Source organism: Phenylobacterium sp., from assembly GCF_035539035.1.
Classification (GTDB): Bacteria; Pseudomonadota; Alphaproteobacteria; order Caulobacterales; family Caulobacteraceae; genus Phenylobacterium.
The window spans coordinates 1-25,291 of sequence record NZ_DATLJI010000002.1 but is presented as its reverse complement, the minus strand read 5'-3'; the positions used below and the strand labels follow the sequence as shown (position 1 = coordinate 25,291).

Here is a 25,291-nt window from a genome sequence, read left to right as displayed (position 1 = left end):
TCAGCCCTTCATCATCGAGGCGTCATCCACCGAGATGTCGCCGCGGTTGCGGAAGAAGGTGACGAGGATGGCCAGGCCCACGGCGGCTTCCGCCGCGGCCACGGTGAGCACGAACATGGCGAAGATCTGCCCCACCACGTTGTGCAGGTAGACCGAGAAGGCCACCAGGTTGATGTTCACCGCGAGCAGGATCAGCTCGACCGACATCAGGATGACGATGATGTTCTTCCGGTTCACGAAGATGCCGAAGACGCCGATCGTGAACAGGATGGCGGCGACCGCCAGGTAGTGGGAAAGGCCGATGGTCATTCGCCGACCCCTTCGCCGGGCTTGAGGCTGACGATGCGCATGCCGGTCTTGGGCGTGCGCAGCACCTGGTCGGCGACGAGCTGGCGCCGGACGCCGGGCTTGTGGCGGAGCGTCAGGACGATGGCGCCGATCATGGCCACCAGCAGCACCAGGCCCGCCGCCTGGAAGAAGTAGACGTAGTCGGTGTAGAGCACCCGGCCGATCGCCTCGGCGTTGGTCACGTCGGCGGGCACGTCACGGCCGGCCGCGTTCGGCGCCGAATTGGCCGCGGCCGCGCCGCGGGTCGCCACCGTGGTGGAGACCATGACCATCTCGATGGCCAGGATGCCGGCGATCACCAGGCCCAGCGGCAGATAGCGCGCAAAGCCCTGGCGGAGCGCCACGAAGTCCACGTCCAGCATCATGACCACGAACAGGAAGAGCACCGCGACGGCGCCCACGTAGACCACGATCAGCAGCATCGCGAGGAACTCCGCGCCCATCAGGACGAAGAGCCCCGCGGCCGAGAAGAAGGCCAGGATCAGCCACAGCACGGAGTGGACGGGGTTCCGCGCCGAAACGACGGAGAAACCCGCGAGGACGGTCACCGCCGCCAGCAAGTAGAATGCGATCGCCTGGAGGGCCATCGGCGGGTTCGAGCTCCCCTCAAATACCTGAGTTCTGCGCCTATGCCAGGCGGCCGCGGAATCGCGCGGCTGTCTTAGCGATAGGGCGCGTCCAGTTCCAGATTCTTCGCGATTTCCCGTTCCCAGCGGTCGCCGTTATCCAGCAGGCGCTCCTTGTCGTAGTAGAGCTCCTCCCGGGTCTCGACGGCGAACTCCAGGTTCGGGCCTTCCACGATGGCGTCCACCGGGCAGGCCTCCTGGCACAGGCCGCAGTAGATGCACTTGACCATGTCGATGTCGTAGCGGGTCGTCCGGCGCGAGCCGTCGGCGCGCGGTTCCGCCTCGATGGTGATCGCCTGGGCCGGGCACACGGCCTCGCAGAGCTTGCAGGCGATGCAGCGCTCTTCGCCGTTGGGATAGCGGCGCAGCGCGTGCTCGCCGCGGAACCGCGGGCTCTGCGGGTTGCGCTCGTGCGGGTACTGCACGGTCTTCTTGGGACGCACCATGTGCTTCATGGCCAGGCCGAAGGCCCCGGCGAAGTCCAGGAGCGCCGCCCCCTTCACCGCCTGTCCGATCCGGTTGATCATCTCAGTTCCTCTCGCAGGCGTAGTCTTCCAGGTACTGGGAGTCCCCGCCCCGCTTCAGCATCAGTTTTCCGCCCTTGGCGGCGCAGTCGGCCTGCGCCCGCCTCAGGTCGTCGTAGGTGGCGATCCCGCCGGTCGGCATGGCCGTGGCGCAGGCGGCGACGCCCAGGGCCAGCAGCGACGCCAGGACCGTCCTCATGCGCCCGCCGCCGGCCGGAGCACGAAGAGCGCCCAGCCGGAGATCGCGAAGATCGCGACCAGCGAGAACGGCAGGAACACCTTCCACCCCAGCCGCATCAGCTGGTCGTAGCGGTAGCGGGGCACGATCGCCTTCGCCATCGACACGAGGAAGAAGAAGAAAATGACCTTCAGGAAGAACCACATGAAGTAGAAGAAGCTCGCCGCCGTCGGATGCCAGGCGTCCGTGAACGGCGTCGGGAACGGCGCGGTCCACCCCCCGAAGAACAGGATCGTGGTCATCGCGCAGATCAGCACGATGTTGGCGTACTCGCCGATCATGAAGAGCAGGTAGGGCGTGGACGAGTATTCCACCTGATAGCCCGCCACGAGCTCCGACTCCGCTTCCGGCAGGTCGAACGGCGGGCGGTTGGTCTCGGCCAGGCCGGAGATGAAGAAGATCACCGCCAGCGGGATGGTGAACAGCAGGAGCGGCAGCTTCTCCAGCCCGCCGGGGCCGCCGAAGACGTACCAGTTCCAGAGGCCGCCCTGCTGGGTGGCGACGATCTGCTGCAGGTTCATCGAGCCGGCGAGCACGATCACCGCCACGATGATGAAGCCGATGGAGACCTCGTAGGAGACCATCTGCGCCGCCGACCGGAGGCTGCCCAGGAAGGGGTACTTCGAGTTCGACGCCCAGCCGCCCATGATGATGCCGTAGACGCCGAGCGAGCTGATCGCGAACAGGTAGAGGATGCCCACGTTGACGTTGGACACCACCCAGCCGGGCGCCAGCGGGATCACCGCCCAGGCGGCGAAGGCCAGGGTGAAGGAGATCAGCGGGGCCAGCAGGAAGACCGCCTTGTCGGCGCCCGCCGGGATGACGATCTCCTTCAGCAGGAACTTGCCGAAGTCCGCGAAGGACTGCAGCAGGCCGAACGGGCCCACCACGTTGGGCCCTTTGCGCATCTGCACGCCCGCCCAGATCTTCCGGTCGGCCAGCAGCAGGAAGGCCAGCGACAGGAGGATCCAGACCATCACGGCCAGGATCTGGCCGACGGCGAGCACCGTCCAGCCGCCCGGCGTGGCCCAGAAGCTTTGAGTGGCGACAGGTTCCATGGCTACTCCGCCGCGATCTTCGTGGCGCCCGAAGCCAGGGCCGCGCACTCGGCCATCGTCACGCTGGCGCGGGCGATGGGGTTGGTCAGATAGAAGCTCTTGATGGGGCTGGCGAACGGCTCGTCGCGCAGGTCACCGGCCCCGCCCAGGGCGCCGAGGTCCAGGCCCTTCGCGCCCTCGGGCCCGGCCACGTAGTCGATGCGGCCGAAGGTCGGGTGGTCGGCGAACAGCTTCGCCCGCAGCTGGTCGAGGGTGTCGTACGGCAGGGTCTTGCCGAGCCGCTCGGAGAGCGCGCGCAGGATCGCCCAGTCCTCGCGGGCCTCGCCCTTCGGGAAGACCGAGCGGACGCCGAGCTGCACGCGGCCCTCGGTGTTCACGTAGAGGCCGTTCTTCTCGGTGTAGGCGGCGCCCGGCAGGATCACGTCCGCCTTGTGCGCGCCGGCGTCGCCATGGGTGCCCATGTAGACGACGAAGGCGTCGGAGGCGGACAGCTCGATCTCGTCCGCGCCCATCAGGAACAGCACGTCCGCGCCGCCAGGGGCGACCAGCTCGCGCGCCGTCCGGCCGCCGGGACCGGGGACGAAGCCCAGGTCGAGGCCGCCCACGCGGCTCGCGGCCGTGTGCAGCACGTTCCAGGTCATGCCGAAGCTCTTGGCGACGCCTGCGGCGGCCTTCAGCACGGCGGCGCCATCGGCGCGGGCGAGCGCGCCGGCGCCGACGATGATCGCCGGGTTCTTGGCTTCCTTCAGCGCCTTGACGAAGTCGCTGCGCTGGCGCGACAGGCCCGACAGCGTCTGCGGGCCGGCGCCCAGGTAGTCGTAGCTGTAGGTCAGGTCGGCCTGCTCGCCGACCACGCCGACGCGGAGCGCGCCGTTCAGCCAGCGCTTGCGCAGGCGGGCGTTGAACACCGGCGCCTCGAGGCGCGGATTGGTCCCGACCAGCAGGACCACGTCGGCCTCCTCGATGCCGGCCAGGGTGGAGTTGAACAGCCAGCTCTCGCGGGCGCCCTCGCCCAGGGCCATGCCGTCCTGCCGGCAGTCGGTGGACTGCACGCCCAGGCCGCGGAACAGGTCGAGCGCGGCCTTCATCGACTCCGCGTCCTGCAGGTCGCCGGCGATCACGCCCACCCGGTCGGGCCTGGCGGCGCTGAGCTGGGCGGCGACGGTGTCCAGCGCCTCGCTCCAGGTGGCCACGCGCAGCCGGCCGTTCTCGCGGATGTAGGGCCGGTCGAGCCGCTGGCGGGCGAGGCCGTCCACCACGTAGCGGGTCTTGTCGGAGATCCACTCCTCGTTGATGTCCTCGTTGATGCGCGGCAGCACGCGCAGCACGGCGGGGCCGCGGCTGTCGACGCGGATCGCCGAGCCCAGGGCGTCCATCACGTCGACGCTCTCGGTCTTCTTCAGCTCCCAGGGGCGGTAGTTGAAGGCCCACGGCTTGTGGGTCAGCGCGCCCACCGGGCAAAGATCGATCACGTTGGCCGACAGCTCGGAGGTCACGGCCTTGTCGAGATAGGTCGTGATTTCAACGTCTTCGCCGCGGGAGATGAGGCCGATCTCCGGCACGCCGGCCACTTCGGTGATGAAGCGGACGCAGCGCGTGCACTGGATGCAGCGGGTCATGACCGTCTTGATCAGCGGCCCCATGAACTTCTCTTCGACCGCGCGCTTGTTCTCCGCATAGCGGCTGTCGTCGCGGCCATAGCCCATGGCCTGGTCCTGCAGGTCGCACTCGCCGCCCTGGTCGCAGATCGGGCAGTCCAGCGGGTGGTTGATGAGCAGGAACTCCATCACCCCGTGGCGGGCCTTCTTCACCATCGGCGTGTCGGTGAAGATCTCCATGTTCTCGGCCGCCGGCAGCGCGCAGGAGGCCTGCGGCTTCGGCGGGCCGGGCTTCACCTCGACGAGGCACATCCGGCAGTTGCCGGCGATGGAAAGGCGCTCGTGGTAGCAGAAGCGGGGGATCTCCTTCCCCGCCAGCTCCGCCACCTGGAGCACGTTCATGCCGGGTTCGAACTCGACCTCGACCCCGTCGACCTTGGCGATAGGCATCTCGATTACTCCGCCGCGATCGATGCGCCGGCGTAGGAGCCCTTGCGCGCGCGGTAAGCGTTGATCCGTTCCTCCACCTCGTGGCGGAAGTGGCGGAAGAGGCCCTGGATCGGCCAGGCGGCCGCATCGCCCAGGCCGCAGATGGTGTGGCCTTCGACCTGGCTGGCCACGTCGAGGAGCAAGTCGATCTCGCTCATCTCGGCCTCGCCGGTGACCATCCGCTCCATCACCCGCCACATCCAGCCGGTGCCTTCGCGGCACGGCGTGCACTGGCCGCAGCTCTCGTGCTTGTAGAAGTAGGACGCCCGGGCGATGGCCTTCACCAGGTCGGCGTCCTTGTCGAACACGATCATGGTGCCGGTGCCGAGGCCCGAGCCGCGGGCCTGCAGGTCCTCGTAGGTCATCACCGCGACCTCGGCCTCCTCGGCCGGGATCATCCGCACCGAGATGCCGCCCGGGATGACGGCCTTCAGGTTGCCCCAGCCGCCGCGCACGCCGCCCATGTGCTCCTCGATGAGCTGGCGCAGCGGGATGCCGACGGCATCCTCGACGACGCAGGGCTTGTTGAGGTGGCCCGAGCCCGCGAACAGCTTGGTGCCGGTGGACTTCTCGGTGCCGAAGCCCGCGAACCACTCGGCGCCGCGGCGCAGGATGGTGCCGACGACCGAGATCGACTCGACGTTGTTGATGGTGGTGGGCGCGCCGTAGATGCCGGCCCCCGCCGGGAACGGCGGCTTCAGCCGCGGCTGGCCCTTCTTGCCCTCCAGGCTCTCCATCAGGGCGGTCTCGTCGCCGCAGATGTAGGCGCCGCCGCCGTGGGTGACGCGCACGTCGCAGTCCCAACCGTGGATGTTGCCCGGGCCGATCAGCTTGGCGTCATAGGCCTGCTTGATCGCGGCCGTCAGGCGCTCGCGCTCGAAGACGTATTCGCCGCGGATGTAGATGTAGGCGGTGTGCGCGCGGATCGCGCGGCAGGCGATCAGGCAGCCCTCGATCAGGAGATGCGGGTCGTTGCGCAGGATCTCGCGGTCCTTGCAGGCGCCGGGCTCCGACTCGTCGGCGTTGACCACCAGGTAGTGCGGCCGCTCGCTCTCCTGCTTGGGCATGAAGGTCCACTTCAGCCCAGTGGGGAACCCCGCCCCGCCCCGGCCGCGCAGGCCCGAGGCCTTGATCTGGTCGCAGATCCACTCCGGCGTCTGGGCGATGATGTCGGCCGTGCCGTTCCAGCAGCCGCGCTTCTTCGCCCCGTCCAGGCCCCAGTCGTGGAGGCCGTAGAGGTTGGTGAAGATGCGGTCCTTGTCCTGAAGCAGGCCGGGCATCAGGCGGTCTCCTTCGAGGACTTGCTGGGCAGGTTGGGGATCTTGATCTTCTTGGCGCGGCTGCCGTCGTAGAGGCTGGCGTCGGTGAGCGTCAGCGGGCCGCCCTCCGGTGACGCGCCCTGGCGGCCGATCGCCGAGCCGGGGGCCGGGGTCTCGCCGGCCGCGAACTGGTCGAGCAGCTTCTCGAAGGAAGCCGCGTCGAGATCCTCGTAGTAGTAGTCGTTGATGGCCGCCATGGGCGCGTTCGAGCAGGCGCCCATGCACTCCACTTCCTGCCAGTAGAACTTGCCGTCGGCCGAGCGGTGGTCGTGCGGGCCGATCCGGCGCTTGCACACGTCCATCAGCTCGCCCGCGCCGCGGACCATGCAGGGCGTGGTGCCGCAGACCTGCACGAGCGCGTGGGTGCCGACCGGCTCCAGCATGAACATGGTGTAGAAGGTGGCGATCTCGAGCACCCGGATGACCGGCATGCCGAGCAGCTCGGCCACGGCGCGAATGGCGGGCTCGGACACCCAGCCTTCCTGCTTCTGGACCAGCCACAGGATCGGGATCACCGCCGACTGCTGCTTGCCGGCCGGATAGTTGGCCATCCAGCGCTGAGCTTCCTTCAGCACCTCGGGCTTGAAGGCGAAGCTCTCGGGCTGGTTGGGCGAAAGGCGACGGACGCTCACGCGGGCCTCACTTACGGAAATCCACGCGGGCGATCTTGCCGCCGGCGATGGTGTAGATGGCGATGACCTGGAAAGCCTCGGTGACCCCGTCGCGATAGACGCGCTCGTGGTCGATCACCGTGTCGCCGACCACGATGCGGTTGGCGAGTTCGGCCCGGTTCTTCGGGAAGTCGGCGAACACCTGCGTGTACTTGGCGCGGTAGGCGTCCATGCCGCGGATCGTGACGTCGCCGTTCAGGTCGGCCACCACCACGTCGTCGGCGAAGAAGGCGCAGTGGGCGTCCAGGTCCTGGGCGTTGTAGGCGTCGAGCTGACCCTGGGCCAGGTCGACGGGGCTGAGTTGCGCGCCCGCGGTCACCGGTCGATCTCCCCGAACACGATGTCGAGCGAGCCCAGGATGGCGGACACGTCGGCCAGCATGTGGCCGCGGTTCATCCAGTCCATCGCCTGCAGGTGCGGATAGCCCGGCGCGCGGATCTTGCAGCGGTACGGCCGGTTGGTGCCGTCGGAGACCAGGTAGACGCCGAACTCGCCCTTCGGCGCCTCGACCGCGGCGTAGATCTCGCCGGGCGGCGGACGGTAGCCCTCGGTGAACAGCTTGAAGTGGTGGATCAGCGCTTCCATCGAGCGCTTCATCTCGCCCCGCTTCGGCGGCGCGATCTTGTTATCCTCGGAGATCACCGGCCCGGAGGTCTTCAGCAGGCGCTCGCAGCACTGCTTCATGATCTTCGTGGACTCCCGCATCTCCTGCATCCGGCAGAGGTAGCGGTCGTAGCAGTCGCCGTTGACGCCGAGCGGGATGTCGAACTCGAGGTCGTTGTAGCACTCGTAGGGCTGCGAGCGGCGCAGGTCCCAGGCGATGCCCGAGCCGCGCACCATGACGCCGGAGAAGCCCCAGGCGATGGCCTCTTCCTTGGTCACCACGCCGATGTCGACGTTGCGCTGCTTGAAGATGCGGTTGTCGGTGATCAGGCCTTCGATGTCGTCGAGCACGCCCGGGAAGGCGTCGCACCAGTCGGAGATGTCCTGCACCAGCTCCGGCGGCAGGTCCTGGCGGACGCCGCCGACCCGGAAGTAGTTGGCGTGCAGGCGCGCGCCGGACGCGCGCTCGTAGAACACCATCAGCTTCTCGCGCTCTTCGAAGCCCCACAGGGGCGGCGTGAGCGCGCCCACGTCCATCGCCTGGGTGGTGACGTTGAGCAGGTGGTTCAGGATCCGGCCGATCTCGGAATAGAGCACGCGGATCAGCTGCCCGCGGATCGGGACTTCGACGTCCATGAACCGCTCGAGCGCGACGCAGTAGGCGTGCTCCTGGTTCATGGGGGCCACATAGTCCAGGCGATCGAAGTAGGGGATCGTCTGGGCGTAGGGCCTGGCCTCCATCAGCTTCTCGGTGCCGCGGTGCAGGAGGCCGATGTGCGGATCGACCCGCTCCACGACCTCGCCGTCCAGCTCCAGCACCAGGCGCAGCACGCCGTGCGCCGCCGGGTGCTGCGGGCCGAAGTTGATGTTGAACTTGCGGACCGGGGTCTCGGGCGTGTGGCCGACCTCGGCGTGGTTCGCCTCCGCGGGCGCGTTCTGGCCGGTCATGCTTTCGGCTCGCTCTTTTCGTCGCCGGGCAACGGGGCGTAGCCGCGCTCCATGCCTTCCCACGGCGAGAGGAAGTCCCAGTTGCGCCATTCCACGGCCTTCACCGGCTCGTAGACCACCCGCTTCAGCTCGTCGTCGTAGCGGACCTCGACGTAGCCGGTCATCGGGAAGTCCTTCCGCAGCGGATGGCCGTGGAAGCCGTAGTCGGTGAGGATCCGGCGCAGGTCCGGATGCCCCTCGAAGAAGATGCCGTACATGTCGAAGGCTTCCCGCTCGTACCAGTCGGCGTTCGGGAAGACCGGCGTCGCCGACGGAACCGCGGTGTCCTCGTCGGTCTGCACCTTGATCCGGATCCGGCGGTTCCGGGTCATCGACAGCAGGTGATAGACCACGTCGAAGCGCCGCTCGCGCTCCGGATAGTCCACGCCGCAGATGTCGATCAGCTGGTGGAAGCCCTGGGCGTCGCGCAGGTAGGTGAGCGCCGCCACGATCTGCGGCAGCTGGGCGGTCAGGCTCAGGTCGCCGAAGGCCACCTCGTAGCCGGTGAAGGCCCCTGCCCCGTTGGCGACGATCTCCTGGCCCAGCGCCTCGAGCGCGTCTCTCGTCATCGGCCAGCTCATCGGACGATGGTCCCGGTGCGGCGGATCTTCTTCTGCAGCTGCAGCACCCCGTAGACCAGCGCCTCGGCGGTCGGCGGGCAGCCGGGCACATAGACGTCAACCGGCACGACGCGGTCGCAGCCGCGGACCACGGAATAGCTGAAGTAGTAGTAGCCGCCGCCGTTGGCGCACGAGCCCATGGAGATGACGTAGCGGGGCTCCGGCATCTGGTCGTAGACCTTGCGCAGCGCCGGAGCCATCTTGTTGCAGAGCGTGCCCGCGACGATCATCACGTCCGACTGGCGCGGGCTGGCGCGCGGCGCGAAGCCGTAGCGCTCCAGGTCGTAGCGCGGCATCGACGCCTGCATCATCTCGACCGCGCAGCACGCCAGGCCGAAGGTCATCCACATGAGCGAGCCGGTGCGCGCCCAGGTGATCAGGTCGTCGAGACCGGCGGTGACGAAGCCCTTGTCGGCCAGGTTCTGGGACACGCCGTCGAAGAACGGGTCGTGCTTCTTCGGGTCGTAGCCCTCGACCGTCGTGCGGCCGGCCTCACCGGCGGGAACGATCACTCCCATTCCAGGGCCCCCTTCTTCCATTCGTAGATGAAGCCCACCGTCAGCACGCCAAGGAAGGTCATCATCGACCAGAAGGCGAACTGCGCCACGTCGGTCGGGAGCTTCATCAGCGTCACCGCCCACGGGAACAGGAAGGCCACTTCAAGGTCGAAGATGATGAAGAGGATCGAGACCAGGTAGAACCGGACGTCGAACTTCATCCGCGCATCGTCGAAGGCGTTGAAGCCGCACTCGTAGGAGGACAGCTTCTCGGGGTCCGGGGCCTTCGGCGCCAGGACGTAGGCGCCCAGGATGAAGACCAGGCCCAGGCCCGCCGCGATCCCCAGGAAGATCACGATGGGCAGGTACTGCAGAAGGAACGCGTTCATGGAGTCCTCGGGGGAGTCGCGCGCCCTTCTAGACCACCCATGGGGCGGTTTCAAACGGGGCTTTCGCACCGCCGAAAGCCTGCGGCGGAACGGCGCTGCGGGGCCCAAATTGTGCCGGGCGACACTCTGCCGTTGACACGATTCCGGTCCGCACCTATCAGACGCGCCTTCGCACGGCCCAACGGCCCACGCGGGTGTAGCTCAGTTGGTTAGAGCGCCGGCCTGTCACGCCGGAGGTCGCGGGTTCGAGTCCCGTCACTCGCGCCACTTCCCCTCGGGAAGGGCGATACCCCTCAGGGCTCCAGATAGATCCTCCCGATGCGGCGGCGGCCCAGCCCCCGTTACGGCGGCGGGCCTGCGCGGCAGGTGACCGGCTCCGCGCTGGCGACGTCCTCGCCGGGCCGGATCGGCGCGATGGTCCCTTCCTCGAATCCCCTGGTCCACCACTGCATGCCGTCGCCCACGTAGCGCGCCCCGCTGCCGGAGATTGCGCTGCGCATGACGTGCTTGCGGTTCTTGTAGCGGACGATGGCGATGTCGTCGGCGTAGGAGGCCTCCACCGTCTCGCCGTTCTCGCAGTGGAGGACGGCGGCCGGCTGGTGCGGATGGAGCACCGTGCTGCAGCCGGCCAGCGCGACGCTGGCCGCCAGGAGGATAGGAGCGGACGCCCCGGCGGTCAGGCCACCGCCTCCGGCTGCTTCTCCAGGGTGTAGTCCTCGGGGTTCGGCGCCAGCGTCGCGCGCCAGTAGTCGATGAGGCCGAACGGCCAGTTCTGGCTCACCCGGCCGAACTTGTTCTTGTACCAGCTGGACACGTGCGGCGAGCCCCAGGCCCAGCCCTGGTTGGCCTCATCGACCCGGGCGTTGAAGGCGTCGTGCACGTCCTTCCGGACCTCGATGGCCCGGGCGCCGGTCTCGGCCAGCAGCCGCAGGCAGCCCACGATGTAGCGGACGGCGCACTCCGAGAAGAAGATGATCGAGCCGTTGACGACGATGTTGGTGTTCGGGCCGTAGATCATGAAGAAGTTGGGGAAGCCGGGGGTGGTGATGCCCAGGTAGGCCCGGGCGTCGCCGCCCCAGGCCTCGTGCAGTTCGCGGCCGCCCCGGCCCTTCACCTTCAGGAACGACAGGAAGTTCGAGGCCTGGAAGCCCGTGCCGTAGATCAGCACGTCGGCCGCGTGTTCTGTCCCGTCGGCGGTGACCACGCCCTTCGGCGTCACCTTCTCGATCCGGTCGGTGATCAGCTCGACGTTGGGGCGCTTCAGCGCCGCCAGCCACACCCCGTTGTCGAGCACGGCGCGCTTGCCGCCCACCGGGTACTGCGGGATCACCTTCTCGGCGAGGTCCGGCCGGTCGGCGACCTGGGCGGCGATCGCCTGGGCGGCCATCTCGCGCAGCATGGCGTTCTCCGGCCCGACCGCGCCGGGTCCGCCGTTCCAGCTCGGGTCAGACTTCACCATCGGCAGGAAGCCCTCGGTGGTCGTCCAGAACAGGTAGAAGCGGTACCACTTGTCGTAGAAGGGCACGTGCTCGAGGAGCCACTTCATGCCCTCGCCCACGTCCTCGTGGTAGTGCGGCACCGGCAGGCCCCACGGCGGCGTGCGCTGGAACACCTTCAGCTGCGCCACCTTCGGCGCGATCTCCGGCACGAACTGGTAGGCCGAGGCGCCGGTGCCGATCACCGCCACCCGCTTGCCGGCCAGGTCCACGTCGTGGCGCCATTCCGCGGAGTGGAAGGCGGGCCCCTCGAAGGTCTCGAGGCCCTCGATGTCCGGATAGCGGGGACGGTTGAGCTGGCCCACGGCGCTGACCACGGCCTTGGCCTCGATGGTCTCGGTCCGCCCGTCCGCGCCCTTCAACACGGCGCGCCAGACCGCCTTGCCCTCGTCCCAGGTCAGGCTCTCGACCAGGGTCTCGAAGCGGATGTGCTTCCGCAGGTCGTACTTCTCGGCGATGCCGCGGAAGTAGCTCAGAAGGACCGGCTGGGTCGAGAAGTGCTGCGGCCACAAGTGGTTGGGCTCGAAGGAGTAGCTGTACATGTGGTTCGCGTTGTCCACCCGGCAGCCCGGATAGGTGTTCTCGAACCAGGTGCCGCCGACGTCGGGGTTCTTGTCGACGATCTGGAAGGGCACGCCGGCCTGCGCCAGGCGGATGCCGGTCAGCAGGCCCGACATGCCGGCCCCGATCACCAGCACGTTCAGGCGGCGGGCGGCCTCCTTCAGGCGCGGCTGCTCGAACTGCGGGTCCTTGGTGCTCTTGCCGGAAATCGCCAGCTCGTCGGCGAGGAAGTCGGCGTAGCCTTCGGGGATCGGCGCGCCGGCCACGAAGTCCATCAGCCGCCGCAGGAGGGCCGGCTCGGGCGGCGCCGCCTTCACCTCGCCGCCGGCCAGCAGGGCCTGGATCGCCGCCTTGGCCTTCTCGCGGATCTTCGCCTGCTCGGCTTCGGAGACTCCGATGTCGTTGCGGGACAGCGGGACGTAGGCGGGCGTCCATTCTGGGCGCAGCCAGTCGGGGTCGCCGGTGACCTGCGCCAGGGCCGCGATCAGGGCCGGCAGGTGCGCTTCCTGGAGCGCCTGGTCCAGCAGGGCAGCCTCCGCCATCCTAATCTCCTCCCAGGTTATCGTTGTTCTTGCCGGCAGCATGACTCCCGTCCGCTCGGAGCGAAAGGGCGCCGTGACGTCAGGCCACGTCGCGGCGTCATTGTCCCGTTAACGTGAAACGCCTAGGCTGGCGGGGATGACGTCGATGCGAACGATCCTGATCATGACCGTTGCGGCCGCCGCCTTCGCGGCCGGCAGCGCCGGCGCGCAGTCGCGGGTCGCCGTGCCCACCCAGGGCTCGGTGACGGTGATCGACCCGGCCCAGGTGCGGCACGACGCCGACCTTGCGGTGCCGGCCGTGTCCCGTCCCGCGAAGGGCGCCAAGACGGCGAAGGCCCAGGCCGGCAGCTATACGCTCACCGGGCTCGGCGGCGAGGCTTTCGCGGTTTCCGCCCCCGAAACCGTCGTCCTCACCCGCCACGGCGGGACGGAGGAGATCCGGCTGAAGATCGTCCCCAGCCAGACCGTGGGGGCCTTCGCGGGCCCGGCCGGCCAGCCGTCGACCGCCAAGGTGGGCGTCAGCGGCTCCCTCCCCGTGGCCAGCGACGCCAAGAGCGGCGTCTACAAGGGCCAGTACGACGTCACCGTCGCCTACCAGTAGGCCCTAGACCTCCTGAGCCGCCCGGATCCGCGCCATCAGCGCCGGCGGCAGCGCCATGCCCGAGGCGGCGGCGTTCTCGTGCAGGTGCGCCGGCCGGGTCGTTCCGATGACGGCGCAGGAGACATCGGGGTTGGCCAGCACATAGGCGAGCGCGGCCTGCGAGCCGGTCATGCCGGGCTGGCGGTGCAGGAAGCCGAACCGGGCGCCCCGCCTCACCTCCTCACGGTGCCGCACCAGGCCCCGGGCGGCGTACCAGAGGTCCTGGGCCCCCCGGATCTTCGCCACCTTCAGGCCGGTGTGGCCCATGGCCAGGGCCATGCCGGCCAGCACGCCTTTCCCGGCAGCGGCCGCCCGGGAGATCAGCGGCTCGCGCTCCGGGCGCAGCACATTGTAGTCGACCATCACCGCGTCGAACTGCGGCAGGCCCACGACGTGCTCGATCACGGCGGGGTCGAAGCTGTTGACGCCCAGCGCCCGCACCAGGCCCTTCGCCTTCAGGTCGTCGAGCGCCGCGAGCAGGTCGTCGGTGAGCTCGGACGCGGCGGGCCCGTGGAGCTGGAGCAGTGGCAGGACGTCGAGGCCGAGGTTGCGCAGCGAACGCTCGGCGCTCGCCGTGACCGCCGCGGGCGAGAAGTCGCGGCCGATCCGTCCTCCGCCGGCGTGGAAGGTGCCGGCCTTGGTGGCCACCACCAGGCCGGAGACGTCGCGGCCCTTCAGCGCCCGCCCGAGCCTGGGCTCGGCCTCGCCCGCCGAATAGCTGGCGCCGGTGTCGAGGAAGGTGACGCCGAGGTCGATGGCGGCGTGCACCAGCCCCACGGCCATGGCCTCCGGAAAGGCCGGCTTGCCCCACCAGCTGGCGCAGCCGTAGCCGATCTCGGAGACCGTGAGGCCGGTGCGGCCCAGGGGTCGGTAGAGCATCAGAAGCCGGCCACGACGTCGCGGACCAGGCCGCGCAGCCACTGGTGCGCCGGATTCCGGTCGTGGCGGCCGTGCCAATACATGGAGATCTCCGGAACGCCGGCGGCCACCGGCGCGCGATAGATGGCCAGGCCCAGCGGCTCGGCGGCCGCCCGGGCGAACTGCGCCGGCAGGGCGGCGATGAGGCCGCTCTGGGCGACCGCGAGCGCCACGCCCGCGAAATGCGGCAGGCCCAGCACCACGCGGCGCTCCCGCCCCGCCTGAGCCAGCGCCTCGTCCAGCCAGCCCGAGAGGGTGCCGTCGACGGTGCGGATCGCGTGCGGCAGGCGGCAGAAGAGGTCGAGCGGGATCGCCTCGTCGGGCGCGACGCCCGCGGCCGCGAGCTCCGGGTTCTCTCGCGCGGCGATCACCAGGAAGGGCGAGTCGAACAGCCGCTCGCGCGAGACCCACTCCGGCACGGCCAGCGCCGGCTCGATGGCGAGGTCGATGGCGTCCTCCTGCAGCAGGCGCTCGACGTCGCCCCGGGCGGTGTCCACCAGCCGGATGCGCACGCCGGGCGCGGCCTGCGACACCCGGGCGAACAGCGGCGGCATCACCAGCAGCGAGACGAAGTCGGCCCCGATGAGGGTGTAGCTGCGCTGGGCGGTGGCCGGATCGAAGCGCCGGTCGCCGGTCAGCGCCCGCTCCACCTCGGCGAGCGCATTGCGGATCACCGGCCCGAGCTCGTCGGCCCGCGGCGTGGGCAGCATCTCGGGTCCCCGGCGCACGAAGAGCTGGTCGTCCAGGACCCCGCGCAGGCGGTTCAGCGCCTGGCTGACGGCCGGTTGCGAGAGGCCGATCTGCTCGCCGGCGCGCGTCACCGAGCGCTCGCGCATCAGGGCGTCGAACACGCGCAGGAGGTTGAGGTCGAAGGCCCCGAAATTCATCCCGCGAATGGGACCCATACAAAGCTTCCATTTCAACTGCGCGGCGCAGCTTTCTAGTGGAGAGCGCTCGATCACCTGGGAGCGCGCCATGACCGCCAAGCCTGAGTCCGTCTGGTTCATCAACAGCCACGTCACCCTGAGCCGCCCGTCGTCCGCCTCGGTCGACGGCATGTCGGTGACCGAGCACCGCCTGCCGTTCGGCGACTCCCCGCCCCTCCACGTGCACCATCGCGAGGACGAGATCTTCCACGTCCTGGAGGGTGTCATCCGCTTCCGCGTGGGCGAGGCCGAGACGGTGGCCGGGCCCGGCGAGAGCCTGGTGGCGCCGAAGGGCGTGCCGCACACCTTCCGGGTGGAGAGTCCCGAGGGCGCGCGGATGCTGGTCATGACGCCCTGCGGCGACTTCGAGGGGCTGGCCCGCGACGTGGGCCGCCCACCGGAGCACCCCGGGCTCCCGGAACCCGCCGAGCCGACGCCGCAGATGATCGCGGCCCTGGCCGAGGCGGCGGAGCGGCGGCGGATCACCCTGCTCGGCCCGCCGATGACCGCCTAGGGGTCCGCCTTCGCCGCCCGCTCGACGATCGCGGCGACCTCGCGCCAGGCGGCGGTGGTCGGGACGACCACGTCGAAGTGGCCGGCGTCCGGGAGCGTCACCACCTCCGCGGCGTCGCCGGCGGCTCGGGCCTTGCGGGCGTACTCCAGGCCGGTGAACGGCGGCATGACATGGTCATAGGCGCCGTGGACCATCACGACGCGCGCGCCGGTGGGCAGGAGTTCCGAGGGCGAGGTGTCGGCGAGCCGGCGGGGATCGCCCAGCACCTGCGGGAAGGTGTCGGCGCCGCAGGCGCGGGAGAAGACGTCGCCCTGCCCGTCCAGGTCGCCGATGCCGGCCAGGCTGACGACCGCACGGATCCGGACGGGATCGGGACGGTGGAGCGGGCTGTCCGCCGGCAGCCGGTGGCGGGCGGCGGCCCACAGCGCCAGGTGCCCCCCGGCCGAATGGCCGAGTGTGACCACCCGGCTCGGGTCGAGGCCATGGCGCGGGGCCTCGACGCGGATGAGGTCCACGGCGGCGGCCACGTCCTGGAAGGTCCCGGGATAGCCGGCGCCCGGTTCGCCAAGACGCCGGTACTCGACGTTCCAGACCGCCAGGCCGCGCCGGGCGAGGTCGGCGGCGATCCCGCTGGTCTGCGGCAGGCCCTCGAACTGCTTGCGGTAGCAGCCGCCGTGCAGCAGGACGACGACGGGGTGCGGGCCCCTCCCCTTCGGGAGGAAGACCTCCACCACCTGCGACGGCTCGGCGCCGTAGCGCACCGTGGCGTCGGGCTGGACCCGGGCCTGCTCCATATAGGCCGCGAGCGGCGCCGGCTCGGCTTCAGCCACGCCCGCCGCCATCAGCATTGCGCCGAGGATCCCCCATGGCCGCACGCGTCTCTCCGGGATGGTGGGCGGCGAGGGATTCGAACCCCCGACCCCCTCGGTGTAAACGAGGTGCTCTAACCAGCTGAGCTAGCCGCCCGCGCGGCCCCTCATAGGACAAGTGGAGGCCCCTCGCCTAGGCATGGGCCGGCGGCGCGGCCCCCTTGAGGCTCTCATGGCTGAGCAGGGTCGCGAAGAACCGCCCGACGACGAGGAAGACCACGGCCGCCGCCGCCGCGATTGCGGCGTGCATCAGCCAGAACTGGGCCGCGGGCATCTTCTCCAGCAGCGTCCCCAGGATTCCGACGGTCTGGTTCCCGGCGACGAGGTGCAGATAGTAGAGGCCGATGACGAAGCCGCCGAGCGCCACGGGGGCCGCGCGCGCATAGAGCGCCAGCGAGACGGGCAGCATGTTGGCGAAGGCGATGCTGTTCAGCACGTGGAAGGCCACGCACCACCAGATGCTGACCTTGGTCCCGGTGGCCGCGGCCAGGGCTGCGCCGGCCGCCAGGCAGAGGACGCCGAGCACGGAGACGAAGGCGCCGATGGTCAGCTTGCCGATCTCGTCAGGTTCCCTGAACCGCTTGGCCCAGACCCGCCAGAAGACCACCATGAGGAAGAGGAAGGAGACCGAGACCACGCTGTCGAGGGTGATCAGCCAGGTGGTCGGCACCTTCGACCCGAAGAAGGTCAGGTCAACGCCCGTGTCGGCCCAGACGAGGTAGGCGTTGAAGATCTGCTGGTTGCAGAGGACCGATGCGGTGAGCACCGGCAGCAGGGCGACCAGCACCGCCAGGGTGCGCCAGTCGTGGGGGCGCATCCTGGGGCGGGCGGACGACGCCTTCGCCCGAAGCGGAGGGTCGGGCGGCAGATGGCGGCGGCCGGCCAGGTAGATCACCAGGGCGATCAGCATGCCGACCCCGGCCGCACCGAAGCCATAGTGCCAACCCACCGTCTCGCCGAGCGTGCCGGCAACCAGCGGGGCGGCGATCACCCCCGCATTGATGCCCAGGTAGAAGATCTGGAAGGCGTCGGCCCGCCGCAGGTCCCCTTCCGAATAGAGGCCCCCGACCTGGGCGGCGATGTTGCCCTTGAAGCAGCCGGTGCCGAGGATCAGGCAGAGCAGCGCCAGCAGGAACGAGGCGTCGAACGCCATGAGGAAGTGGCCCGCGGCCATCAGTAGCGCGCCCGCGATGATGGTCCGGGTCTTGCCCAGCAACTGGTCCGCCAGCAGGCCGCCGAAGATCGGCGTTAGGTACACGAGGCTGGTGTAGAGGCCGAAGATGGTCGAGGCGACCTGTTGGGTCGAGGCGTCGCCTGGCAGCCGGTAGACGGCCCCCAGGACGGACCGGAAGGCTTCGAAGCCCGCGATCTGCTCCACGTGCGGCGAAAGCAGCAGGGTCTTGGTCATGTAGAGGACCAGCAGCGACTGCATGCCGTAGTAGGAGAACCGCTCCCACGCTTCGGAGAACGCGAGGAACCCCAGGCCCTTCGGGTGGCCCAGGAAGGCGCGGTCGCCGTCCTTGGCGGCGACGGCGGCGTTCGTGGTCGTCATCGGAATCTCCAAGCCCGGCGGGACCCTAGACGCGGAAGCCCAGCGGAAGGAAGGCCGAGGCTAGCACCCACAGGCCGATGAGGGCGAAGATCACCGCCGCGACAATACGCACCACCTTCAGCGGCACCACCTTGGTGGCCGCCTCGCCGAGGTACACGGCTGGGACGTTGGCCAGCATCATGCCGAGCGTGGTGCCGGCGGTGACGAGGGTAAGGTTCTCGAAGCGCGCCGCCAGGAGCGAGGTGGCGATCTGGGTCTTGTCGCCGATCTCGACCAGGAAGAAGGCCACGAGCGTGGTCAGGAAGACGCCGCCGTGGGTGTGGCTGGCGGCGTCCTCGTCCTCCTTGTCGGGGATCAGGGCCCAGCCGGCCATGATCACGAAGGCGAGGCCCACCGCGGCCTGGAACATTCGGCCCTCGAGCCACTGGGCGACGAGGACGCCGAGGCCGGCGGCCAGGGCGTGGTTCAGGACGGTCGCCACCAGGATGCCCAGGACGATCGGGACCGGGCGGCGGTAGCGGGCGGCCAGCACCATGGCGAGGAGCTGGGTCTTGTCGCCGATCTCGGCGATGGCGACGACGCCGGTGGAGATGAGAAGGGGTTCCAACTGGACGCTCCGGGGCCGGCGGACGCACGACGACGCGGCGCCGGGCCGGCCCTTGAGGCCCCGCGCGCATCGTCGGTCTCGCCAATCCGGGCCTTGCAGGCCCGCCGTCCGCGCCATGCCGTGAGGCAAGTGTGTTGACGCGGAATTCGCTGGAGCGAACGGCTACTCCCCGAAGAGGCGGCTCTCATAGCGGCCAATGCGCCGCTCAGGCAACGAAAAAGGCGGCCGCTCCCCCAGCGACCGCCCTTTGTCGAGCCGGCCGGACCGGCTCAGCCGTTGAGCACGCCCTTCAGGCTCTCGCCGACGCGGAAGCGGCAGGTGCGTGAGGCGGGACGCTTGACGGTCTCGCCAGTCTTGGGATTGCGGGCGGCGCCCGCCGCGCGCTCGACCGGCACGAAGCTGCCGAAACCCACCAGGCGGACTTCCTTGCCGGCCTTGAGGGACGTGGAGACGGAGGCGATGAAGGCGTCCAGCGCCTCCTTGGCCTGAGCCTTGTTCAACCCGGCCTTGTCGGCGATCGCCGAGACGAGTTCGGCCTTCGTCATGTGCGTCTTCTCCCATCATCATTCTTGTTGGGCAGGTCGAAGGGCTCGCAGGCGTCGCCCCCTTCCGCGCCTCCGGGCGATTAAAGGCCCGTGGAACCTTAGCCGTCAAACGAAGGCGGCGCGGGATTCCTCCCGCGCCGCCCTGTTTCAGAAGATTTGATCAGCCCTAGTGGGTGATCACGCTCTCGACGTCGCTGTCCTCGACGACCGAGACCGGCGGGGCGTCGGCTTCCGACCACTCGATCGGGGTCGGCTGGCGGGTCAGCGCGTGGGCGAGCACCTCGTCCATGGTGGAGACGGGGATGATCTCGAGCTCGTTCTTCACATTGTCCGGGATGTCCGCCAGATCCTTCTCGTTCTCGGTCGGGATCAGGACGGTCTTCACGCCGGAGCGCAGGGCCGCGAGCAGCTTCTCCTTCAGGCCGCCGATCGCCGTCACCCGGCCGCGCAGGGTCACCTCGCCGGTCATGGCGATCTCCTTGCGGATCGGGATGCCGGTGAGCACCGAGACGATGGCCGTGGCCATGGCCGCGCCGGCGGACGGGCCGTCCTTCGGCGTGGCCCCGTCGGGCACGTGGATGTGCACGTCGGTCTTCTCGAACGACGGCGGCTCGACGCCGAAGCGGGTCGCGCGGCTGCGGACGTAGCTGTTCGCGGCCGAGATCGACTCCTTCATCACGTCCTTCAGGTTGCCCGTGATGGACATGCGGCCCTTGCCCGGCATCTTGACCGCTTCGATGGTCAGGATGTCGCCGCCGAACTCGGTGTAGGCCAGGCCCGTGATGATCCCGACCTGGTCCTCCGCGTCGGTCTCGCCGTAGCGGTACTTGCGGACGCCGGCGTACTTGGCCAGCCGCTCGTCGTCGATGGTGATCGACAGCACCTTCTCGCGGACCAGGTCACGAACCGTCTTGCGGGCCAGGTTGCCCAGCTCCCGCTCGAGCGAGCGGACGCCGGCCTCACGGGTGTAGTAGCGGATCAGGTCGCGGATGGCCTTCTCGGGCACCACGAACTCTTCCGGCTTCAGGCCGTGGTCCTTGGTCAGCTTCGGCAGGACGTGGCGCTTGGCGATCTCCACCTTCTCGTCCTCGGTGTAGCCGGGGATGCGGATGATCTCCATGCGGTCCAGCAGCGGCTGGGGCATGTTCAGGCTGTTGGCGGTGGTGACGAACATCACCGGCGACAGGTCGTAGTCCACCTCCAGGTAGTGGTCGGCGAAGGTGGAGTTCTGCGCCGGGTCCAGCACCTCGAGCAGGGCCGACGACGGGTCGCCGCGCCAGTCCGAGCCCATCTTGTCGATCTCGTCGAGGAGGAAGAAGGCGTTGGTCGACTTGGCCTTCTTCATCGACTGGATGATCTTGCCGGGCATCGAGCCGATGTAGGTCCGCCGGTGGCCGCGGATCTCGGCCTCGTCGCGCACGCCGCCCAGGGACACCCGGACGAACTCACGGCCGGTGGCCTTGGAGATCGACTTGCCCAGCGAGGTCTTGCCGACGCCGGGGGGACCCACGAGGCACAGGATCGGGCCCTTCAGGGTGCCCACGCGGCTCTGCACCGCCAGGTACTCCAGGATCCGTTCCTTGACCTTGTCGAGGCCGTAGTGGTCCTCGTTGAGGATGTCCTCGGCCTTCTGCAGGTCGATGGGCTTCTGCTTGGCCTTGCCCCAGGGGATCGACAGCAGCCAGTCGAGGTAGTTGCGCACGACGGTGCTCTCGGCCGACATCGGGCTCATGTTGCGCAGCTTCTTCAGCTCCGCATCGGCCTTCTGGCGAGCTTCCTTGCTGAGCTTGGTCTTCTTGATGCGCTTCTCGAGCTCCATGAGCTCGTCGCGCTGGTCGTCCTGTTCGCCCAGCTCCCGCTGGATCGCCTTCATCTGCTCGTTCAGATAGTACTCGCGCTGCGTCTTCTCCATCTGACGCTTCACGCGGTTACGGATCTTCTTCTCCGTCTGCATCACGGAGATCTCGCCCTCCATCAGGGCGTAGACCTTCTCCAGACGCTTCACGACGTTGAAGACCTCGAGCAGCTGCTGCTTCTCGCTGATCTTGACCGACAGGTGCGAGGCGATGCGGTCCGCCAGCTCGCCCGGGTTCTCGATCTGCGGGATCGCAGCCAGCGCCTCGGGCGGCACCTTCTTGTTCAGCTTCACATAGTTCTCGAACTGCTCGACGACCGCGCGGCTCAGCGCCTCGGCCTCGGCCGTGCCCGCGCCGTCCTCGGCGACATAGGCCACCTCGGCCTCGTAGTAGTCGGCCTGGTCGGTGAACTTGGCGACGCCCGCCCGCGCGCGGCCTTCCACCAGCACCTTCACGGTGCCGTCGGGCAGCTTCAGGAGCTGCAGGACGGTGGCGACCACGCCGACGTCATAGATCGCCTCGGGCGAGGGATCGTCGTCGTCCTTGTCCTTCTGGGTGGCGAGCAGGATCTGCTTGCCCTCGTTGCGCATCGCCTCCTCGAGCGCGCGCACGGACTTTTCCCGACCCACGAAGAGCGGGACCGGCTGGTGCGGGAAGACCACGATGTCCCGCAGCGGCAGGATCGGGAGAATCTTAATCTCGGACATGATGCTTCAACTCCTGGCCTGCCCGATTGGCGCCGGGCTAGGCTCGCCGGATCGTGGTCACTCAGACGATGCGCCTGAGTCGGACGACCCGTCCGCCGTGACCGCGGCGGCCTGTTACTGTTTTATGTGGACCGTTTCCCAGCCCGCGCAAGCGGAGCAACATCCGTGCGCGACACTCGGCCTCATCGCTATCCACAGGTTAGCTTGACCGGACAAAGCCGGGCCGTTCGCGCAAGGCCATGCCTCACTTAACGTCGTTCAGATAGGAAGCGCCCTGCCCTCCATCAAGCCGGCGTCCTGGCGGCCTTGCGGCCGGTGGCGAGCTTGGCGCGGGCCTCGCGCAGCGCGATGGCCGGCAGCGCCGCGCCGTGGGCCTCGATATAGGCGGCCACGGCGGCCGGATGGCGCGCCACAAGCGAGCGCAGGAGCCACGACACGGCCTTGGTGATCAGGACGTCGCGCTCGCCCTGCAGGGCTTCCAGGTTGGCGAAGGCGAGGTCGCGCAGGCGGGGGTCGGCCGAGGCCTTCACCGGGCCGGTGAGGAGGACCAGCGCGGCGCGGCGGCGGCTGATCGCCGGGTCGGCGGCGAGGCCCGCGATCAGGCCGCCCCAGGCGGGCCAGTCGGCCAGCAGCTGGTCGGCGGGGAAGAGGCTCTGGCAGAGGTGGTCGACCTCGGCCCAGCCGACGAGCCCGCCGAGCCACCGGCGGACGTCGGCCGGCCGCACCGCCAGCCGGGCCGGCCGGTGGGCGGCGAGGATGAGCGGGGCGAGCGTCTTCTCGTCGTAGGACGCGCCGGCGAACAGGCTCTCGACCACGGCGAGCACCTCGGCGGGCGGCGCGGCCTTGCGCGCTCCGGCCCAGGCCTTCGCCAGATCGCGCCTGGCGGGCACGGACACGCCGAGCAGGGGATGGCTCCCCTGCCCCAGGTATCCCGGCGGCGGGCGGCGCTCCACAGGCGGGGCGAGCCGCTCCAGGTCGGCCAGCAGGCGGGCGTGCTCGGGGTGCATCAGGCGCGCAGCGCCTCCTCCACGAAGTCGAGGCGGTCCTGGCCGAAGAACATCTCGCCGCCCACGAAGAAGGTGGGCGCGCCGAACATGCCGCGGGCGACGGCGGCCTCGGTGGCGTCCTTGAGCCGGGCCTTCACCGCCTCGTCCTGCTGGAAGGCCAGGAACTCGTCGCCCGACACCCCGGCGCGGGCCAGGACCGGGCCCATCTCGGCGGGGTCGCCGAGATTGCGGGGCTCGGCCCACATGGCGTCGAACACCGCCTCCACATAGGCGGGGAAGCGCGGGTCGCCCTGCAGGCCGGCGGCGCCGCGCATCAGGTGCAGGGTGTTGATCGGGAAGTGCGGGTTGCGGTTGAACACCGCGCCGTGGCGCTTCGCCCAGCGGGCCAGGTCGGCGTTCATCCAGGCGCCCTTGGCCGGGATGGTGGCGGGCGAGGCGTTGCCGGTGGCCTTGAAGACGCCGCCCAGCAGGACCGGGACGTATTCCACCTCCGCCCCCGTCCGGGCCACGAGGCCGGGCAGCGCCTTGTAGGCCAGGTAGCTGGCCGGGCTGCCGAAATCGAACAGGAACTCGAGCTTCTTCGGACTTGGGGTCTTGGGCATCAGAAGGACTCCGTCCAGGGTCGCAGGTCCAGCTCGTGGGTCCAGGCGTCGCGCGGCTGGGCGTGCAGCATCCAGTAGGCCTCGGCGATGTGGTCGGGGTTCAGAATGCCGTCCTGGTCCTTCAGGGCATAGCGCTCGGGGAAATTCTCGGCGATCCAGGCGGTGTCGATGGCCCCGTCGATGATGGTGTGGGCGACGTGGATGCCCTTGGGGCCGAGCTCGCGGGCCATGCTCTGGGCCAGCGCGCGGAGCGCGTGCTTGGCGCCGGAGAAGGCGGCGAAGCCCTCGCGGCCGCGGACGGACGCGGTGGCTCCGGTGAAGAGGATGGTGCCCTTCCCGCGCGGCGTCATCCGGCGGGCAGCCTCGCGCCCGGCCAGGAAGCCCGCGAAGGCGGCCATCTCCCAGACCTTGAAGTAGACCCGCGCGGTCGTCTCGGCGATCGGGAAGCGGACGTTCGCGCCGATGTTGAAGACGCAGACCTCGACGGGGGCGATCTCGGCCTCCACCCGGTCGAACAGGGCCGTGACCTGGTCCTCCTGGCGGGCGTCGAGCCCGAACGGGTGCGCCTCGCCGCCCGCGTCGCGGATGGCGGCGGCGAGGTCCTCCAGCTGGTCGGCGTGGCGGCGCGCGATCACCGCCGCATAGGCCTCGCGGGCGAAGCGGCGGGCGATGGCGCCGCCCAGCGCGTCGCCGGCTCCGATGACGATGGCCGCCCTGTCCGCCATGACCGTGCTCCGCTGCCCTTGAGGTTACAGCGTAAGCGCACATCGCGTGGATTGCGCGCCGGAGAAATTCTGCGGGCGCTTGGAGGGGGAACGGCGCCCTGCCCGGCGCGGGGCCGGCAGGGGAAGGAAGGAAGGAAGGAAGGAAGGAAGGAAGGGAAGGAAGGGAAGGAACCACGGATTACACGGATCACACGGACGGGCGCGGCGCTGAACGTGCGGGACGGGTGGCGTGGGGGGGCGTGAAATCGCGCGGCGGAGGCGCGCAGGGTGAAGCGGGCGCGGCCTCGGGTGGGGCCCGCCTTCCGTGTGATCCGTGTATTCCGTGGTTCCATTCCGCGCGCCAGCGCGCCTGCGGACGCCGCCTGGACCCGTCATCCCCGGGCTTGTCCCGGGGATCCATGATCCCCGGGCGGGGAGTCATGCGGCGGCGCGCGGTGTTCATGGATGGCCGGGACAAGCCCGGCCATGACGATCGTTGTGTGGGGGAACGGGGTGGTCAGGAGGAGTCGGCGGGGGCCGGCTCGGGGGTGGCGGGGTCGCGGATGTCGTAGAGGAGGCCGGCGTCGAGGCCGATGGCGTCGCAGGCCTCGATGACCAGGATGTCGAAGTCGGCGTCGAGCAGGTCGGGGCGCTGCGCGGCCGCGTCGAGGAAGGCGTCGAGCCTGCCCCAGAGCGGGTCGGACAGCGGCGGCCGCGGGGGGCGCTTCGGCGCGTCCTCTGCGTCGTCGGGGAGCCAGTCGGCGGCCTCGTGCTCGGACCAGGCGTCCCGGATCCGGCGGCGCACGGCGGCGAGCCGGCGGGCGACCGCGGGATCGGGCGCGGTCGGACCGGCGGGCTGGTCGGGCAGGCCTTGCGGCGGGGCGGCGCCCGCCTCGCGGGCGGCCTCGTCCCGGTAGCGGATGACCTTCAGCTCCAGCGCCAGGGTCTGGCGCAGGCCGCGGGAGACGCGGTGGAAGGCGGCGGCGAGCTTCGCCGCCTCCTCGGGGGTCTCCGCCTCCAGGGCGCGGGTCTGCAGGTCGCGCGCCAGCGTCAGGCTCATGGCCGCGAGTTCGGCCAGCATGGCCGAATGGCGGTCCTGGGCTGAGGCGTCGGCGGACATGAACGTAACGGGAACACGGAAGCGGCCGTAAGGCAAATTCTGAGTGGGGTTATTTTCGAAGAGGCGCCGACCGGCTGATCAATGAAAGCCCTCCTCCTCGATGGAGGAGGGTTGGGTGGTGGTGTGGCCGCTGAGCCGATGGGAGCTTCGCGTATGGG

The 25,291-nt window shown here is 69.6% G+C and carries 28 protein-coding genes and 2 tRNA genes; 3 read left to right on the top strand and 27 right to left on the bottom strand.

Annotated features, from left to right (window positions below; genetic code table 11):
- The 13 genes from nuoK to VM685_RS00225 form a co-directional block, all read right to left on the bottom strand.
- Positions 1–309, bottom strand: coding sequence for an NADH-quinone oxidoreductase subunit NuoK (gene nuoK, locus VM685_RS00285; RefSeq protein WP_325458101.1), 309 nt, complete (start codon positions 307–309; stop codon positions 1–3).
- A complete protein-coding gene (locus tag VM685_RS00280; protein ID WP_325458100.1) occupies positions 306–935 on the bottom strand; it encodes an NADH-quinone oxidoreductase subunit J in 630 nt (209 codons plus the stop codon). The genes nuoK and VM685_RS00280 overlap by 4 nt, the downstream gene beginning before the upstream one ends.
- Positions 936–1,009: 74 nt before the next feature.
- Positions 1,010–1,501, bottom strand: coding sequence for an NADH-quinone oxidoreductase subunit NuoI (nuoI, locus tag VM685_RS00275; RefSeq protein ID WP_325458099.1), 492 nt, complete (start codon positions 1,499–1,501; stop codon positions 1,010–1,012).
- Between the two features lies 1 nt (position 1,502).
- Positions 1,503–1,697, bottom strand: a complete 195-nt coding sequence (locus VM685_RS00270; RefSeq protein ID WP_325458098.1) for a hypothetical protein — start codon at positions 1,695–1,697, stop codon at positions 1,503–1,505.
- Positions 1,694–2,794, bottom strand: coding sequence for an NADH-quinone oxidoreductase subunit NuoH (gene nuoH / locus VM685_RS00265; RefSeq protein WP_325458097.1), 1,101 nt, complete (start codon positions 2,792–2,794; stop codon positions 1,694–1,696). The genes VM685_RS00270 and nuoH overlap by 4 nt, the downstream gene beginning before the upstream one ends.
- Before the next feature lie 2 nt (positions 2,795–2,796).
- Positions 2,797–4,842, bottom strand: coding sequence for an NADH-quinone oxidoreductase subunit NuoG (nuoG, locus tag VM685_RS00260; protein WP_325458096.1), 2,046 nt, complete (start codon positions 4,840–4,842; stop codon positions 2,797–2,799).
- A 5-nt stretch (positions 4,843–4,847) separates the two neighbouring features.
- On the bottom strand, positions 4,848–6,161 hold the full coding sequence (gene nuoF / locus VM685_RS00255) for an NADH-quinone oxidoreductase subunit NuoF (RefSeq protein WP_325458095.1): 1,314 nt from the start codon (positions 6,159–6,161) through the stop codon (positions 4,848–4,850).
- Entirely contained in the window at positions 6,161–6,832 is a 672-nt protein-coding gene (gene nuoE / locus VM685_RS00250) for an NADH-quinone oxidoreductase subunit NuoE (RefSeq protein WP_325458094.1), read from the bottom strand. Before nuoE ends, nuoF begins: the two co-directional genes overlap by 1 nt.
- Positions 6,833–6,839: 7 nt before the next feature.
- Entirely contained in the window at positions 6,840–7,190 is a 351-nt protein-coding gene (locus tag VM685_RS00245; RefSeq protein ID WP_325458093.1) for a nuclear transport factor 2 family protein, read from the bottom strand.
- Positions 7,187–8,422, bottom strand: a complete 1,236-nt coding sequence (locus VM685_RS00240) for an NADH-quinone oxidoreductase subunit D (protein WP_325458092.1) — start codon at positions 8,420–8,422, stop codon at positions 7,187–7,189. Before VM685_RS00240 ends, VM685_RS00245 begins: the two co-directional genes overlap by 4 nt.
- Positions 8,419–9,030 carry an NADH-quinone oxidoreductase subunit C gene (locus VM685_RS00235; RefSeq protein ID WP_414693328.1) on the bottom strand — a complete coding sequence of 204 codons (612 nt, stop codon included), beginning with the start codon at positions 9,028–9,030 and terminating at the stop codon, positions 8,419–8,421. The genes VM685_RS00240 and VM685_RS00235 overlap by 4 nt, the downstream gene beginning before the upstream one ends.
- A gap of 8 nt (positions 9,031–9,038) precedes the next feature.
- Complete coding sequence (locus VM685_RS00230; protein ID WP_325458090.1) at positions 9,039–9,620, bottom strand: NADH-quinone oxidoreductase subunit B family protein; 582 nt, start codon at positions 9,618–9,620, stop codon at positions 9,039–9,041.
- Entirely contained in the window at positions 9,590–9,967 is a 378-nt protein-coding gene (locus VM685_RS00225) for an NADH-quinone oxidoreductase subunit A (protein WP_325458089.1), read from the bottom strand. The genes VM685_RS00230 and VM685_RS00225 overlap by 31 nt, the downstream gene beginning before the upstream one ends.
- 190 nt (positions 9,968–10,157) lie before the next feature.
- On the opposite strand from VM685_RS00225, the gene VM685_RS00220 reads away from it, so the two are divergent.
- A tRNA-Asp gene (locus VM685_RS00220) sits at positions 10,158–10,234 on the top strand.
- Positions 10,235–10,308: 74 nt separating this feature from the next.
- On the opposite strand, the gene VM685_RS00215 is transcribed toward VM685_RS00220, so the two are convergent.
- Positions 10,309–10,581, bottom strand: a complete 273-nt coding sequence (locus VM685_RS00215) for an MliC family protein (protein WP_325458088.1) — start codon at positions 10,579–10,581, stop codon at positions 10,309–10,311.
- Positions 10,582–10,643: 62 nt separating this feature from the next.
- Positions 10,644–12,566, bottom strand: a complete 1,923-nt coding sequence (locus tag VM685_RS00210; RefSeq protein WP_325458087.1) for an NAD(P)/FAD-dependent oxidoreductase — start codon at positions 12,564–12,566, stop codon at positions 10,644–10,646.
- Between the two features lie 145 nt (positions 12,567–12,711).
- Between VM685_RS00210 and VM685_RS00205 the strand changes: the two genes are divergently transcribed.
- Positions 12,712–13,167 carry a DUF4402 domain-containing protein gene (locus tag VM685_RS00205; protein ID WP_325458086.1) on the top strand — a complete coding sequence of 152 codons (456 nt, stop codon included), beginning with the start codon at positions 12,712–12,714 and terminating at the stop codon, positions 13,165–13,167.
- A gap of 3 nt (positions 13,168–13,170) precedes the next feature.
- Here the strand turns inward: VM685_RS00205 and VM685_RS00200 are convergent, their stop codons facing one another.
- The gene (locus tag VM685_RS00200) at positions 13,171–14,085 is read right to left on the bottom strand and encodes an aldo/keto reductase (RefSeq protein ID WP_325458085.1); all 915 of its coding nucleotides are present in this window, start codon (positions 14,083–14,085) and stop codon (positions 13,171–13,173) included.
- Positions 14,085–15,029 carry a LysR family transcriptional regulator gene (locus VM685_RS00195; RefSeq protein WP_325458084.1) on the bottom strand — a complete coding sequence of 315 codons (945 nt, stop codon included), beginning with the start codon at positions 15,027–15,029 and terminating at the stop codon, positions 14,085–14,087. The genes VM685_RS00200 and VM685_RS00195 overlap by 1 nt, the downstream gene beginning before the upstream one ends.
- On the opposite strand from VM685_RS00195, the gene VM685_RS00190 reads away from it, so the two are divergent.
- Positions 15,019–15,564 (top strand): cupin domain-containing protein, encoded by a 546-nt coding sequence (locus VM685_RS00190; protein WP_325458083.1) that lies wholly within the window; start codon positions 15,019–15,021, stop codon positions 15,562–15,564. The two genes, VM685_RS00195 and VM685_RS00190, sit on opposite strands and share 11 nt — an antisense overlap.
- Here VM685_RS00190 and VM685_RS00185 read toward each other — a convergent pair.
- The 10 genes from VM685_RS00185 to VM685_RS00140 form a co-directional block, all read right to left on the bottom strand.
- Positions 15,561–16,439 (bottom strand): alpha/beta hydrolase, encoded by an 879-nt coding sequence (locus tag VM685_RS00185; protein WP_325458082.1) that lies wholly within the window; start codon positions 16,437–16,439, stop codon positions 15,561–15,563. The two genes, VM685_RS00190 and VM685_RS00185, sit on opposite strands and share 4 nt — an antisense overlap.
- Positions 16,440–16,453: 14 nt before the next feature.
- Positions 16,454–16,530 (bottom strand) — tRNA-Val (locus VM685_RS00180).
- Between the two features lie 36 nt (positions 16,531–16,566).
- On the bottom strand, positions 16,567–17,985 hold the full coding sequence (locus tag VM685_RS00175; protein WP_325458081.1) for a peptide MFS transporter: 1,419 nt from the start codon (positions 17,983–17,985) through the stop codon (positions 16,567–16,569).
- Between the two features lie 25 nt (positions 17,986–18,010).
- Positions 18,011–18,592 (bottom strand): TMEM165/GDT1 family protein, encoded by a 582-nt coding sequence (locus VM685_RS00170; protein ID WP_325458080.1) that lies wholly within the window; start codon positions 18,590–18,592, stop codon positions 18,011–18,013.
- A gap of 269 nt (positions 18,593–18,861) precedes the next feature.
- Positions 18,862–19,137 (bottom strand): HU family DNA-binding protein, encoded by a 276-nt coding sequence (locus VM685_RS00165; RefSeq protein ID WP_325458079.1) that lies wholly within the window; start codon positions 19,135–19,137, stop codon positions 18,862–18,864.
- Positions 19,138–19,303: 166 nt separating this feature from the next.
- Positions 19,304–21,700: an endopeptidase La gene (lon, locus tag VM685_RS00160; protein ID WP_325458078.1), complete on the bottom strand. Its 2,397-nt coding sequence runs from the start codon at positions 21,698–21,700 to the stop codon at positions 19,304–19,306.
- 284 nt (positions 21,701–21,984) lie between these two features.
- Positions 21,985–22,707, bottom strand: coding sequence for a DNA alkylation repair protein (locus VM685_RS00155; protein ID WP_325458077.1), 723 nt, complete (start codon positions 22,705–22,707; stop codon positions 21,985–21,987).
- Positions 22,707–23,309: a 2-hydroxychromene-2-carboxylate isomerase gene (locus tag VM685_RS00150; RefSeq protein ID WP_325458076.1), complete on the bottom strand. Its 603-nt coding sequence runs from the start codon at positions 23,307–23,309 to the stop codon at positions 22,707–22,709. Before VM685_RS00150 ends, VM685_RS00155 begins: the two co-directional genes overlap by 1 nt.
- Positions 23,309–24,034 carry an SDR family oxidoreductase gene (locus VM685_RS00145; protein ID WP_325458075.1) on the bottom strand — a complete coding sequence of 242 codons (726 nt, stop codon included), beginning with the start codon at positions 24,032–24,034 and terminating at the stop codon, positions 23,309–23,311. Before VM685_RS00145 ends, VM685_RS00150 begins: the two co-directional genes overlap by 1 nt.
- A 496-nt stretch (positions 24,035–24,530) precedes the next feature.
- Positions 24,531–25,133, bottom strand: a complete 603-nt coding sequence (locus VM685_RS00140; RefSeq protein WP_325458074.1) for a hypothetical protein — start codon at positions 25,131–25,133, stop codon at positions 24,531–24,533.
- Between the last annotated feature and the right edge of the window lie 158 nt (positions 25,134–25,291).

Excerpts from the sequence above, each read along its gene's own strand:
- nuoK (WP_325458101.1), bottom strand. The coding sequence starts at position 309 with ATGACCATCGGCCTTTCCCACTACCTGGCGGTCGCCGCCATCCTGTTC.
- VM685_RS00280 (WP_325458100.1), bottom strand. The coding sequence starts at position 935 with ATGGCCCTCCAGGCGATCGCATTCTACTTGCTGGCGGCGGTGACCGTC.
- nuoI (WP_325458099.1), bottom strand. The coding sequence starts at position 1,501 with ATGATCAACCGGATCGGACAGGCGGTGAAGGGGGCGGCGCTCCTGGAC.
- VM685_RS00270 (WP_325458098.1), bottom strand. The coding sequence starts at position 1,697 with ATGAGGACGGTCCTGGCGTCGCTGCTGGCCCTGGGCGTCGCCGCCTGC.
- nuoH (WP_325458097.1), bottom strand. The coding sequence starts at position 2,794 with ATGGAACCTGTCGCCACTCAAAGCTTCTGGGCCACGCCGGGCGGCTGG.
- nuoG (WP_325458096.1), bottom strand. The coding sequence starts at position 4,842 with ATGCCTATCGCCAAGGTCGACGGGGTCGAGGTCGAGTTCGAACCCGGC.
- nuoF (WP_325458095.1), bottom strand. The coding sequence starts at position 6,161 with ATGCCCGGCCTGCTTCAGGACAAGGACCGCATCTTCACCAACCTCTAC.
- VM685_RS00240 (WP_325458092.1), bottom strand. The coding sequence starts at position 8,422 with ATGACCGGCCAGAACGCGCCCGCGGAGGCGAACCACGCCGAGGTCGGC.
- VM685_RS00235 (WP_414693328.1), bottom strand. The coding sequence starts at position 9,030 with ATGACGAGAGACGCGCTCGAGGCGCTGGGCCAGGAGATCGTCGCCAAC.
- VM685_RS00230 (WP_325458090.1), bottom strand. The coding sequence starts at position 9,620 with ATGGAAGAAGGGGGCCCTGGAATGGGAGTGATCGTTCCCGCCGGTGAG.
- VM685_RS00225 (WP_325458089.1), bottom strand. The coding sequence starts at position 9,967 with ATGAACGCGTTCCTTCTGCAGTACCTGCCCATCGTGATCTTCCTGGGG.
- VM685_RS00210 (WP_325458087.1), bottom strand. The coding sequence starts at position 12,566 with ATGGCGGAGGCTGCCCTGCTGGACCAGGCGCTCCAGGAAGCGCACCTG.
- VM685_RS00205 (WP_325458086.1), top strand. The coding sequence starts at position 12,712 with ATGCGAACGATCCTGATCATGACCGTTGCGGCCGCCGCCTTCGCGGCC.
- VM685_RS00200 (WP_325458085.1), bottom strand. The coding sequence starts at position 14,085 with ATGCTCTACCGACCCCTGGGCCGCACCGGCCTCACGGTCTCCGAGATC.
- VM685_RS00190 (WP_325458083.1), top strand. The coding sequence starts at position 15,019 with ATGGGACCCATACAAAGCTTCCATTTCAACTGCGCGGCGCAGCTTTCT.
- VM685_RS00195 (WP_325458084.1), bottom strand. The coding sequence starts at position 15,029 with ATGGGTCCCATTCGCGGGATGAATTTCGGGGCCTTCGACCTCAACCTC.
- VM685_RS00175 (WP_325458081.1), bottom strand. The coding sequence starts at position 17,985 with ATGACGACCACGAACGCCGCCGTCGCCGCCAAGGACGGCGACCGCGCC.
- VM685_RS00165 (WP_325458079.1), bottom strand. The coding sequence starts at position 19,137 with ATGACGAAGGCCGAACTCGTCTCGGCGATCGCCGACAAGGCCGGGTTG.
- lon (WP_325458078.1), bottom strand. The coding sequence starts at position 21,700 with ATGTCCGAGATTAAGATTCTCCCGATCCTGCCGCTGCGGGACATCGTG.
- VM685_RS00155 (WP_325458077.1), bottom strand. The coding sequence starts at position 22,707 with ATGCACCCCGAGCACGCCCGCCTGCTGGCCGACCTGGAGCGGCTCGCC.
- VM685_RS00150 (WP_325458076.1), bottom strand. The coding sequence starts at position 23,309 with ATGCCCAAGACCCCAAGTCCGAAGAAGCTCGAGTTCCTGTTCGATTTC.
- VM685_RS00145 (WP_325458075.1), bottom strand. The coding sequence starts at position 24,034 with ATGGCGGACAGGGCGGCCATCGTCATCGGAGCCGGCGACGCGCTGGGC.
- VM685_RS00140 (WP_325458074.1), bottom strand. The coding sequence starts at position 25,133 with ATGTCCGCCGACGCCTCAGCCCAGGACCGCCATTCGGCCATGCTGGCC.